This window comes from Photobacterium nomapromontoriensis (assembly GCF_050336815.1).
In the GTDB taxonomy this organism is placed as follows: domain Bacteria; phylum Pseudomonadota; class Gammaproteobacteria; order Enterobacterales; family Vibrionaceae; genus Photobacterium; species Photobacterium nomapromontoriensis.
The window spans coordinates 70,793-82,992 of sequence record NZ_JAKJSL010000016.1 but is presented as its reverse complement, the minus strand read 5'-3'; the positions used below and the strand labels follow the sequence as shown (position 1 = coordinate 82,992).

Genomic DNA, 12,200 nt, shown 5'->3' with positions numbered 1-12,200 from the left:
TTACGCTATTTTGATTGGCGACGAGTTGCGACATCATCGGCTAACTGACGCAGCACTTTCTCTGTATCGGCCCAACCAATACACGCATCCGTGATGCTCTGACCGTAAGTTGGTTTCTGTCCATCAATAATGTCCTGACGGCCTTCAACCAGGTGACTTTCGATCATAACCCCAAAAATTGCACGATTTCCGTTAGCAATTTGATGGCCAACATCTTCAGACACAAGCAGCTGACGCTTAAATTCTTTAAGACTGTTAGCATGGCTAAAGTCAATCATCACTTTCTCTCGCAAGCCCGCATTATGCAGCTGATCGGTAACCACCGTAACGTCCTCATGGCTATAATTGGGCGCTTTGCCTCCACGAAGAATAATGTGGCAATCTTCATTACCCGCGGTTGTTACAATCGCAGAATGCCCATATTTAGTTACAGATAAAAAATGGTGCGACGCACTCGCGGAGCCAATGGCATCAGTTGCTATCTTAATATTACCGTCAGTACCATTTTTAAAACCAACCGGGCAAGAAAGACCTGACGCTAACTCACGGTGTACCTGTGACTCGGTCGTACGCGCCCCAATCGCCCCCCAACTGATCAAATCACCCATATACTGCGGTGTGATCATATCAAGAAACTCTCCGGCTGTTGGTACACCCATATTGGTAAGATCTAACAATAATTTTCGGCCGATACGTAAACCATCATTAAGCTGAAAACTATTGTTCATATACGGGTCATTGATAAGGCCTTTCCATCCGACCGTTGTGCGTGGTTTTTCAAAATACACACGCATTACGACTTCCAATTCACCCTTTAGTTCTTCACGTAAGGCTTGTAGCTTCTGACCATATTCTAAAGCAGCATCAGTATCGTGGATGGAACAAGGACCAACAATGACTAATAGACGATCATCCTTATCATTTAAGATGTTATGAATTGCATGGCGTGATTGATATACCGTTTCTGATGCACTTTCAGTTGCAGGGAAACGCTCCAGTACTGCGACGGGAGGAAGGAGTTGGTTTATTTCGCTAATGCGAACATCATCTGTCTTATACATTATTACATCCTGATTTGCACATCGTCTTCCGTATAGCTAACTTTACACTTTTGATTGGCGGTAAATTTAACTTCCAATTGACTTTAACTTATCTGGCTTTTATCCATAGTGCAAATTCTTATTAAAGAAAGTCCCTTTTTTCTTGTATCGACGAATAGTTGAGCAAGATCACCCACATCTACTGATAAATCATACTGAACCACTGTTAATATGAACATTACTTTGAAATCTTACTTTTAAAGCAATAACATATGCGCAATAACTTATACCCATGCTAAATCAAGGTTAGTCTTATGGCTGAAGATACTGTTATTGCATTTCATAACATTGATAAATGGTATGGTGAGTACCATGCGCTCAAAAACATTAACCTCACCATTTCACAAGGTGAGCGTCTCGTTGTCTGTGGTCCATCCGGTTCGGGAAAGTCGACGCTGATCAGGTGTATCAATGGCCTTGAACAATTTAATAATGGCTCGCTTGAAGTGGCAGGACAGCGACTAAACCGTCAGCACCTCAAAGCCATTCGAGGCAAAGTCGGCATGGTTTTTCAGCACTTCAATCTTTTTCCTCACATGACGGTACTTGAGAATCTCACTCTAGCGCCTCGCCGAACCTTGAAACTCAGCAAGCCAGAAGCCGAGGCTATCGCGATGAATTTTCTTGAGCGGGTGCACATTGCCCATCAAGCTGATAAATATCCCGCCCAGCTCTCTGGGGGGCAACAGCAGCGTGTCGCTATTGCACGTTCGCTGTGTATGAAGCCAGATATTTTACTCTTCGACGAGCCAACATCCGCACTCGATCCTGAAATGATCAGCGAGGTGCTCGATGTGATGAAAACACTCGCCAATGAGGGCATGACCATGGTGTGCGTCACCCATGAAATGGGATTTGCCCGCCAAGTTGCTGACCGTGTTGTTTTTATGGATGAAGGTGAAATTGTTGAAATTGCCCCACCCGATGAACTCTTCGACACCCCCAAACAACCACGCACTCAAAAATTTCTTCAACAAATCCTGAGCTATTAAGGTTATCACCATGACAAAACCTTATCGGCACTCATCATTTATCCAAACAGGCTTCAACATTGCTAAACCCGTGCTCTCCGGTTTACTTCAAATCGCGCTAGTGGCTGGTGGTATCTTCTGGTTACTGGATAGCGGTGCAGATGCGATGAACTATCGCTGGCAGTGGTATAGGATCCCGCAATACCTCTGGTTTGTTGAAGATGGACAATGGTATCCAGCAGAGTTGCTTGAAGGGTTGATAATTACCTTACAAATCTCCGCTATCAGCTTGGTTTGTACGCTAGCGATTGGTTTAACTACCGCAATGCTCCGTGTGTCCGACTCTATTGTCGGACGAGGTTTAGCTCGTGGCTATATTGAGCTGATTCGCAATACCCCATTACTAGTACAAATTTATCTACTGTACTTTGTCTTTGGACCTATTCTCGACCTTGAACGTTTCACAACCGCAGTATTGGCACTTTCACTCTTTCAAGGTGCCTATACCGCAGAAATTTTCCGCGCTGGATTAACCACTATTGATAGAGGCCAATTTGAAGCCAGCGATAGTCTAGGCCTAACAACGTTTGATAAATATCGCTATGTTGTTCTACCACAAGTTATCAAACGAATATTACCACCACTCGCCAACGAGTCTGTTTCGCTAGTAAAAAACTCGTCAATTGTCAGCATCATGGCGATATTTGATCTTACAACAGAAGGACGCAATATTGTTGCAGATACAGCGATGCCGTTTGAAGTCTGGTTTACGGTTGCGGGGATATACCTCTGTGTCACTCTCGCTCTGTCCGGCTTAGCCGCTTGGTTTGCACACAGGTTGAATACACCAACAAATTAATACGTTAGTAACGTTAATTTCAAATTTAACAATAATAAAGGAGAAAGGAAGAATGAAACGTCTATTATCCGCATTGCTCGCGGTTATTACACTCACCCTCTCAACAACGGCCATTTCTGCACAAAACAACACCCTTGATGTCATCAAGGAACGGGGCACGCTACGTGTCGGCCTATCAACGTTTGTGCCTTGGGCTATGCGTGACAAACAAGGTGAACTAGTGGGGTATGAAGTGGATGTTGCCCGTCGTCTTGCCAAAGACGCTGGCTTGAAAGTGGAATTTATTCCGACTGCATGGGATGGTATTATTCCTGCCCTCCTCGCAGGAAAATTTGATGTCATCATCGGAGGCATGTCAATCACGCCAGAGCGTAACATGAGTGTGTTATTTACCACCCCTTATGCCCATTCAGGTGTCCAACTGGCGGCGAACAAAGATTTGTCTGCGGGTAAAACCAGCATCGCCGACTACAACAAGCGCAGTGTTACACTCGCTGTACGTCGTGGTGCATTCACCGTGCAAACGGCAAAAAAATACTTTCCAAAAGCCAAGTTACGTCAATTTGATGATGAAGCGCAAGCATTCCAGGAGGTTCTCAACGGTAATGCAAATGCAGTACTTGCCTCTTCACCCAAACCTGAGCAGATGACACTTCAGTATAGCGATAAGCTCTTCGTTCCATTTAGTGAGCGATTAAGCCGAGGATCAGAAGCCTTCGCTATCCGCCAGGGTGACTTTAATTTATTGAATTTTTTCAATAACTGGATTTTACTTCGCACAGAAGATGGCTGGCTGAAAGCACGCCATGATTATTGGTTCACAACCCTAGACTGGCAAAATCAAGTTGCAAAAGGATAATCCTTTGTCACACTGCAAACTCCAATCATTGCCGGGGAAAAAATCTTCGGCAATCATTTCGTTAAACAAATTAGATTGGCTATTGCTCTTACTACTGGGGTGCGCCACCGGATGGTTATGGTACCGCTCATCGGTAGGAATTCACTATCAATGGCATTGGGATAGAGCATTCGATCTCATTTTCACTCGAGGTGTTAATGGGGAGCTTCCCTACTTTATCCAAGGCTTCTTAACCACCATACGCTTAAGTCTTTGGGGGATGTTTTTTGCGGCGATCCTTGGCCTAATTCTAGGGTTAGCACGTAGGTCTTCATGGGTATTTTTTCGATTACCAGCACAAGCGTACATCCAGCTAGTTCGGAATATCCCACCGCTGGTATTTGTGTTTATTTTTTACTTTTTTATTTCAAATCAGCTGATCCCCGCTATCGGTCTTGCAGATATACTGCGAGAAACACCTGATTCTATCAATGAGGTACAAGCCTTTTTGTTTGGCCCCGCCAAACTCTGGGAAAACGTGTTTTCCGGTGTCTTGTGTGTCGGGCTTATCGTCGCTGCTTACATTGCTGAGATTGTCCGAGCCGGTATCGATGCCGTCACTAAAGGCCAATGGGAAGCCGCCGATTCCCTCGGATTATCACGCTGGAATCGGTTCCGATTTGTTATTTTTCCTCAGGCGTTAAGCGGTATCGTTCCGCCATTAGCGGGCCAGTTTATTTCACTGGTTAAAGATTCATCCATTATTTCACTAATCTCTATTCAAGAGCTAACGTTTGTGGGCAGTGAAATAGCTAATTCATCGGGGCTTATATTTGAAATTTGGCTACTAGTCGGCGCAGGATACCTCGCATTATGCTTGACGCTATCTTTTCTCTTTTCCAAACTGGAACGACACAGTCAAAAACACATGTTGCGTTGAATTGAACGGGAGCGTTCATCGCTCCCGTTCAATTTGAAAAATACATAACTTACGATGATGCTGTTCGCGATCACCTATGTGCTCCATACCAATTTTTTTCATCACCTGACGGGCAGACATGTTTCTGATCGAAGTAAAACCGATAATACTAACGAATCCACCATCCCGAAACCCATATTCAAGAATAGCTTTACCTATTTCAGTGGCGTATCCTTGATGCCAATGCTCTTCAGAGATAGTCCATTCAATTTCTGCAACAGAATCGTTATCACCGTATGGGTTTAAACCGACCCGGCCTATCAAAGTGCCACAATCAGCAAGAATCAACGGACAGTTAAAATAGCCACCTTTCCATTTCCAACCCATTTTATTGGATTGAAACCAGTCGAGCTCGGTTCGGGCTTTTTGTTCCGTCCAAGGCTCTTCTTCAGTAAAAGTATGAACAGATTGATTGGACATAATCCGGTGTAAACTAGGTAGATCACGTTCATGCCAAGGCCTGACATAAAGACGTGGCGTTCTAATACTCGGCGGTATATCTAAAATCATATTCATCCCTCTTGTGGGAGCCTTGAGCCGATCCGTCATCACAAGGCTCAGTTCATTTTCTGCTTATCGCGTACACCCTTAAGTTTTATCGATCAATGTGTTGTCGAATAATCTCTTATCGCACAAATTTTTCTGACCATTCAGGCCACAGTTTTGCAAGATCCATGTGTTGTTCCAGCATATCAGCGACCTGATCAATCCCTTTTTCACGGATAAAGTCAAAATCAGGTGTTTGAGTAACAGCAAGACCCGCCCAACTCAATATGGCATCACACGCTTCACGCTGTTCAAAGATCCCGTGTAAATATGTCCCAAAGACCTGGTTATCAACACCCAATTGTCCATCAGGCCCATCCAGCAACTGCACCGGGGCATCCTCAAGAACCCCATTTGTGACACCCGCATGGATCTCATAACCTCTGACTGGAGCCGTTTGTTGTTCCGGCATCTTCAATGTTCCTGTTACTTGCTTCAGCTGTTTATGGGGGGCAAGTATTGTTGAGGTTTGTAAATATCCCAACCCTTGGCTTGAACCGGGTATACCTTCGATACCATCCGGATCAGCAATGGATTCACCCAGCATCTGATACCCTCCACAGATCCCCATCACTTTGCCACCAAGGCGTAAATGACGTTCAATTTGTTGGTCCCAGCCTTGCTCTTTCAGGTACGCAAGATCGCTACGAACACTTTTTGTCCCTGGAATAATAATAAGATCAGATGGCGGAATTTTCTGCCCTTTACCTATAAATTGTAGATTCACTTGCGGGTGCATGCGCAATGGATCAAAATCTGTATGGTTGCTTACCCGTGTTAGTACCGGTACAGAAACACGCAATTGCTCTTCAGCTGCGTCAACTTGTTGGGCATCAATTGCATCCTCAGCTTCAAGCATTAAGCCATGAATATACGGCAACACACCGAAGACTGGCTTGCCGGTTTTTTCTTCCAGCCAATCGAGTCCTGATTCCAATAATTTTATATCGCCACGGAAGCGGTTAATCACAAATCCTTTTACGCGAGCTTGTTCTGATTCAGACAATAGCGCCAATGTGCCATAGAGGTGAGCAAAAACGCCGCCACGGTCGATATCTGCCACAATAATAACAGGCACATCCGCTGTCTCGGCAAAGCCCATATTAGCAACGTCATTCTCACGAAGATTGATTTCTGCCGGGCTACCAGCACCTTCAATGATCACGGTCTGATATTCTTGCTGTAGCAAGCCAAAAGACTCCATGATCGGCGTTATCACTACTTTTTTATAATCGTGATAACCAACCGCGTCCATATCAGCTAACGCTTTACCTTGAACAATAACCTGTGCGCCAACATCGGTATTAGGCTTAAGAAGTACTGGGTTCATGTGGACAGTCGGCTCAATACGGCAAGCCTGAGCCTGTACCGCTTGCGCACGGCCGATCTCTCCACCGTCCTTTGTTACTGCGCTATTCAGCGCCATATTCTGAGATTTAAACGGCGCCACTTTTATCCCTTGGCGTGCCAAAACCCGGCACAACCCAGCAGCCAATACACTTTTACCTGCATCCGAAGTCGTTCCCTGCACCATTAAGGCTTTAATCGTCGATTGCATCTATTTCTCACTTAAAATTGTTGTTCGGTAGGCCACTGGATTTGGGGCCAGTGTTCCCCATTATGGTCGGTATATATAGTGACGCGGTAACGAGCCGCATACGGCAGTTCAATACGTTGAAGGTATCGGGCATTCTCAGGCATTTCGAGCAATATTCGTACTAATTGTTTCATGACGCCGGCATGGGTAACCAGCAACACTTTTTGACCTAAATATTCATCTAATAATGCGTTCCAGACCTGTTGAATACGAGAATCAAATTCACGAACAGATTCACCACCATGCGGTGTAGACAGCCAAGGGTTATTCCAATATGACGATAAACTTTCTCGGTGCTGTTGCCAGAGAGACTGATGGCTTTGACCATCCCAGTCACCAAAATTCATCTCCATCCAGCGGGGGTTTGGATGACATGGCACCGTATACTTCGACGCAAACTGCTGGGCAAAGTCACTACACCGTTTGAGTGGCGAAGTAATAACCTGTTCAACATCCGTCAACCCCTTTACCGCTCGTTGCATCTGCTCCAGCCCTTGAGGTGTAATGGCAAAATCGGTATGCCCTCGCAGACAGCCATGCCCCTCAGGTAGGCCGTGACGTAAAATATCGACGCGTGTTGTTATACCGTTTTCCATGCTCATTCCCCCTTTTCCATGCCCCTAATTTGAACTACCATCATGACAACATTCGCATAATAAATATTATTAATTAGCGAGTTAAACGACCAATATTTCTACTCATGTTTTATTAACTGTCTTTTAATCTTTGCGGCAACCCTGCGGTAACAAACGTCACCCGATCAACCTGCTTCGCGATTGCTTGATGCAACCAGCCGCTTTCATCAACAAAACGACGAGACATTTCTCCCATAGGAACAATGCCCTGCCCAACTTCATTACTTACCAGTATAACGTGACCCGTCACACTACTCAGTGCGGACAGTAAATCTGCTTTCTGACTTAACCAATCTACCGTAAAATCATCGTTGAATAGGCAGTTTGTCAGCCAAAGTGTCAAACAGTCGATCAATAAACAACTATCAGGGTGATCATAAGTACGAATAGCACCAGCCAGATCAATGGGTTCTTCGACAACTTGCCAGTTCGCCGGGCGATCAAGCTGGTGACGAGCAATACGCTTTACCATTTCATCATCACCCGCCGTCGCAGTCGCAATATAAATCACATTTTTTCCTGACTCAGTAGCCTGCAATTCTGCGAAACTACTTTTGCCAGAGCGAGCCCCTCCCAAAATTAATTCTGTCCTCAATGTATCTAAACCTCTGTTGTTCACTCATTCCACCATTCTATGAAACTTTCGTCGGACAACAACCGATTTCAAGCATTATTGACTACTGTGTCAATTTATCTGCCACTCTTTTTAAAAAGATGAACAGAAACTGAATATTAGACTCATCAATAGTTCAGCTCCCATGTTGTTTAATAGACGTACTCAAGCAATCTTAGATGCTCGTTTCAACGAGAATAACTTGGGTATAAAACAACAAGGAGATCAAATCATGCTTAAAAATACAGTAATTGCTATGGCCACCGCGGCTGTTATTCTACCTTCCGTTGCATTTGCCGGTGATCACGCTCAGCAAGAAAGCACCATAAACTATACCGGTCCGATTGAAACCGTCACAGTGACGGACTTACTTAGCGACACTGGTATGTTTACTGAGAAAAAAGCCATTGTTGACGGCGTACTAATCAAACAGATTGATGCTGATACCTTTATGTTTAGTGATGGCGTTAAAGAAATTCAGGTTGATATTGATGATGACATTGTTCTTCCTCAAGCAATCAATGCCAACACCAAAGTACGCCTGTTTGGCGAATATGAAGGTGGTAATACACCAGAAATCGAAGTAGAGCGAATTCAAGTACTGTAATTCCAGTCGTGCACCACAGTAGACATCGAATGGCATAGCGTTGGTATATTTTCCGATATACCGACGTTAACATTCGATCCTTTCCCTCGTTATCTCAACGTAACATTACGTGATCATTATCACAAATACGTCACCTCACTAAACACATTAAACAAGAAAATCAAATTGTTACACCAAAACTTAATTTCCTGAAACAAACACTCACAGTTCGACGCTAAGAGTTCACATACATCATGATATAATCGAAACAGCTGTTTTTAATGAGTAAATACATGTCAGATTCATTGCTGTTTCACAAAACATATCTTCATCCTTCCAGCAAAGATTGGGTTGTATTTGTCCATGGTGCAGGTGGAAGCTCTTCTATCTGGTTTAAACAAATTAAGGCTTATAAGCAGCACTTCAACTTACTGCTATTAGATCTTAGAGGTCATGGACGATCCAATAACATGTTTCAGAACATGATAAAAAACCCATATACTTTTAAAGCCGTCACGACAGATATTGTGCAGGTCCTCAATCATCTTAAGATTCAATCCGCACACTTCGTTGGGATTTCGCTTGGCACAATCATTATTCGTAATCTCGCTGAGCTAGCCCCTGAACGCGTTAAAACCATGGTGCTTGGTGGTGCGATCACACGCCTTGATGCACGCTCACAACTGCTTGTAAAAGCGGGAAATCTCTGTAAGCATATCCTTCCTTATATGTGGCTATACGGTTTATTTGCCTACATTGTCATGCCACAGAAAACCCAAAAAGAATCACGAATAATGTTCGTTAACGAAGCGAAGAAGTTATGCCAGAACGAATTTAAGCGTTGGTTTAAACTAGCTGCCGACGTGAATCCATTAATGCGTTATTTCAAAGAAAAAGAACTTCCTATCCCAACGCTTTATTTAATGGGAGGCAATGACTACATGTTTGTTAAGCCGGTTCGAGAAATGGTAGGTAAACACAAAAATAGTTATTTAACAGAATTCGAAAATTGTGGCCATGTGTGTAACGTTGAGCGTCCTGATGAATTCAACCTGCACTCTATCGAATTTATTCAGCGCCATCAGACAATGGCCGCTTAATTGCCCAAACTACACTAATCTCTATTTACACAAAGCAGCCACTTAATGGCTGCTTTTTTGATTTTTGTCTATTTTTCTTTGTTTAGAGATGCTTACTGAAAAAATCGACCAACTGCCTGTTTACAAATTCCGGTTGTTCAATATTACTGATATGGCCCGCATTGGGGATCAATACAAATTCGCTGCCTGTGATGCCATCATGCATCAGGTAAGACTCTAGCACAGGCCGCACTCTGTCTTGATCGCCCACCATGATGAGTGTCGGTAAAGCAAACATTTCAGCGGCTTCAAAACAATCTCGGCGACCAAAAACCATTCGACCAACCTGTGCTAACGTCACTGCTTTTTCACTATCGGCCGCCAGTAAATGGGTTCTGAATTCATTCATCCGATCACTATCAACGAAAAGCGAAGAAAATTGTAGCGCCGCAAAAAAATCCACCACATCAGTCGTTAACGCCTTTGCCTTATCAACCCTGGCAAGCATATCAAAATACTTGGTATGAACCACTTCAGGTTCAAGACCAACAAATGTATCCATCAACACCAATGTTTTCACACGTGACGAAGCTTGAATAACGACTTCTGTTGCCCACATCCCGCCGGATGACAATCCGACCAATGAAAATTCATCGATATTCAACGCATCCAGCAATGCCAATACATCCCTTGCATAATCAGCTAAGTTATGTGTCGAGACAGGCAGACTATCAGACTGACCATGCCCCCAAAAATCAGGGACAATACAACGAAAAGACTGACTTAATACGTCAACCTGAGGCGCCCACATTTTACTGTCCCATAAATAGCTGTGACCAAAAACCAACACAGGCCCATCACCGATATCTTGGTAATGCATGGTTTGTGCTTCAACGGTAAATGCACTCATTAACACTCGGTCCTTAATTTAATCGAAATCGATACCTAATATGATTCACGGCAAGATTGCGCTTTGGTGTACTTCAGCTCTACCGCACTGAAGCCTTTAGAGTACAGCACCCAAGCCATAATACCGGCGAAAGTATTACCCACCAACATACCTAAAAACAAACCTTCTATGCCCGCAAGACGCGCACCTAGCCATATAGCAGGTAGAAAACAAACAAATAATCGTAACGCAGAAATCAACAAGGCCCGCATTTGTAACGTCAGTGCATTACAGACAGACACCATCAGCATACAAACGCCAAGCGGCCCCAAACTAAGTGGTACCCACGTCAAATGTATCTGTAATATATGACGTACACTGTCCTCGCTGGTCAGCAACGTCGTTAAGCCTGACGCAAAAAACCATAACAGTGCAGCGATAGCCAACTGCCAAACCAGAACAAATTTCACTGCGAGGCGAATCAATGATTTAACCTTGTCCAGTTCACCACTACCGAGCATTCGACCGACCATGGGGGGCATCGACATCGTTAACGCCAATACGATAACAATGGAGAAAAACTCAAGTCGAGAGCCTAATGCCCATGCACCGACGGTTGCAGCACCAAACCCAGCGACTAATTTTGTTGCCAGCATGGAGGACAAAGGAGGCAATAACTGGCTTAGCATTGCTGGAGCCATAATACCCACCAGCTCCTTCATTGACTCAGTCACATTGAGACCATGCCAATCAAAACTCAGCCAATGACGCTGCAACACTTTAGGATAGACAGCCAGCATACCGACGATAAATGCGCTTACTGTTGCCCATGCAGCCCCCACAATTCCCATATCGAAGGTAAATATAAAGATAGGATCAAGGATCATATTGATAATGCTGGTCACGACCATCATGATGCCTGGCAGCATGGTGTTTCCATTCGCTCGACATAGACTGTAAGCAAAATAAAGCATTGCCCCAGCCCAACAGCTGGCTAACCATACGGACCAATAACCATCAATAACGGCATACACATTCGCTGGCGCACTCAGCAACGTTAAAATCGCTCCACGGGTGAACCAGATAAGTAGACAGATCAGAAAAACACTGACCGCACCAGTAATAACAACCAGCCCACCCAACTGCTTGGCACGCTGTAAGTCGCCCTGCCCTAACACGCGAGAGATCAGTGATGTGGTAGCAATACCCAGGCCAACTTGAAGGCCAATAATTACCATTTGCATCGGCAAAGTAAAACCCTGTGCAGCCAGTGGTAATATGCCAAGTTGACCGATATATGCACTATCGACGAGCTGAAAGCTCATAAGAGAGAGAACACCAAACAACATCGGCCATGTCATTTGAAATAATTGACGGCCTAATTCAGGCGTAGATTGAGATGAATGAGATGTCTGTGAGACCATAATGACGAAGAAAAGACCAGTTAGTAAATATTCTACAACATAGTCTACGTGCTTTTTGCTCACAGAAAAATAAGAAGCGTAAAC

General features: G+C 44.2%; 13 protein-coding genes. 6 read left to right on the top strand and 7 right to left on the bottom strand.

Going from position 1 to position 12,200, the window contains the following annotated elements; all coding sequences use genetic code 11:
• Window positions 1-5: 5 nt before the first annotated feature.
• Window positions 6-1,061 carry a 3-deoxy-7-phosphoheptulonate synthase AroG gene (gene aroG, locus L4D12_RS02295; RefSeq protein ID WP_428446202.1) on the bottom strand — a complete coding sequence of 352 codons (1,056 nt, stop codon included), beginning with the start codon at window positions 1,059-1,061 and terminating at the stop codon, window positions 6-8.
• 293 nt (window positions 1,062-1,354) lie between these two features.
• Between aroG and L4D12_RS02290 the strand changes: the two genes are divergently transcribed.
• The 4 genes from L4D12_RS02290 to L4D12_RS02275 are packed head-to-tail and all read left to right on the top strand — an operon-like array spanning window position 1,355 to window position 4,708.
• Complete coding sequence (locus L4D12_RS02290; protein ID WP_428446201.1) at window positions 1,355-2,092, top strand: amino acid ABC transporter ATP-binding protein; 738 nt, start codon at window positions 1,355-1,357, stop codon at window positions 2,090-2,092.
• 10 nt (window positions 2,093-2,102) lie between these two features.
• Window positions 2,103-2,930 carry an amino acid ABC transporter permease gene (locus tag L4D12_RS02285; RefSeq protein WP_428446200.1) on the top strand — a complete coding sequence of 276 codons (828 nt, stop codon included), beginning with the start codon at window positions 2,103-2,105 and terminating at the stop codon, window positions 2,928-2,930.
• A 52-nt stretch (window positions 2,931-2,982) separates the two neighbouring features.
• Window positions 2,983-3,789 carry a transporter substrate-binding domain-containing protein gene (locus L4D12_RS02280; protein WP_428446199.1) on the top strand — a complete coding sequence of 269 codons (807 nt, stop codon included), beginning with the start codon at window positions 2,983-2,985 and terminating at the stop codon, window positions 3,787-3,789.
• 4 nt (window positions 3,790-3,793) lie between these two features.
• Window positions 3,794-4,708: an amino acid ABC transporter permease gene (locus L4D12_RS02275; RefSeq protein WP_428446198.1), complete on the top strand. Its 915-nt coding sequence runs from the start codon at window positions 3,794-3,796 to the stop codon at window positions 4,706-4,708.
• A 15-nt stretch (window positions 4,709-4,723) separates the two neighbouring features.
• On the opposite strand, the gene L4D12_RS02270 is transcribed toward L4D12_RS02275, so the two are convergent.
• The 4 genes from L4D12_RS02270 to cobU form a co-directional block, all read right to left on the bottom strand.
• Window positions 4,724-5,263: a GNAT family N-acetyltransferase gene (locus tag L4D12_RS02270; RefSeq protein ID WP_428446197.1), complete on the bottom strand. Its 540-nt coding sequence runs from the start codon at window positions 5,261-5,263 to the stop codon at window positions 4,724-4,726.
• Window positions 5,264-5,372: 109 nt separating this feature from the next.
• Window positions 5,373-6,851, bottom strand: coding sequence for a cobyric acid synthase (locus L4D12_RS02265; protein WP_428446196.1), 1,479 nt, complete (start codon window positions 6,849-6,851; stop codon window positions 5,373-5,375).
• 11 nt (window positions 6,852-6,862) lie between these two features.
• On the bottom strand, window positions 6,863-7,486 hold the full coding sequence (locus L4D12_RS02260) for a histidine phosphatase family protein (protein ID WP_428446195.1): 624 nt from the start codon (window positions 7,484-7,486) through the stop codon (window positions 6,863-6,865).
• Between the two features lie 112 nt (window positions 7,487-7,598).
• Window positions 7,599-8,120 (bottom strand): bifunctional adenosylcobinamide kinase/adenosylcobinamide-phosphate guanylyltransferase, encoded by a 522-nt coding sequence (gene cobU / locus L4D12_RS02255; protein WP_428446362.1) that lies wholly within the window; start codon window positions 8,118-8,120, stop codon window positions 7,599-7,601.
• 250 nt (window positions 8,121-8,370) lie between these two features.
• On the opposite strand from cobU, the gene L4D12_RS02250 reads away from it, so the two are divergent.
• Both L4D12_RS02250 and L4D12_RS02245 read left to right on the top strand, forming a co-directional pair.
• A complete protein-coding gene (locus L4D12_RS02250) occupies window positions 8,371-8,745 on the top strand; it encodes a YgiW/YdeI family stress tolerance OB fold protein (RefSeq protein WP_428446194.1) in 375 nt (124 codons plus the stop codon).
• A gap of 272 nt (window positions 8,746-9,017) precedes the next feature.
• A complete protein-coding gene (locus tag L4D12_RS02245; protein ID WP_428446193.1) occupies window positions 9,018-9,824 on the top strand; it encodes an alpha/beta fold hydrolase in 807 nt (268 codons plus the stop codon).
• A gap of 82 nt (window positions 9,825-9,906) precedes the next feature.
• Here the strand turns inward: L4D12_RS02245 and L4D12_RS02240 are convergent, their stop codons facing one another.
• Window positions 9,907-10,713 carry an alpha/beta fold hydrolase gene (locus L4D12_RS02240; protein WP_428446192.1) on the bottom strand — a complete coding sequence of 269 codons (807 nt, stop codon included), beginning with the start codon at window positions 10,711-10,713 and terminating at the stop codon, window positions 9,907-9,909.
• 35 nt (window positions 10,714-10,748) lie between these two features.
• Complete coding sequence (locus L4D12_RS02235; RefSeq protein ID WP_428446361.1) at window positions 10,749-12,116, bottom strand: MATE family efflux transporter; 1,368 nt, start codon at window positions 12,114-12,116, stop codon at window positions 10,749-10,751.
• Window positions 12,117-12,200 lie beyond the last annotated feature (84 nt).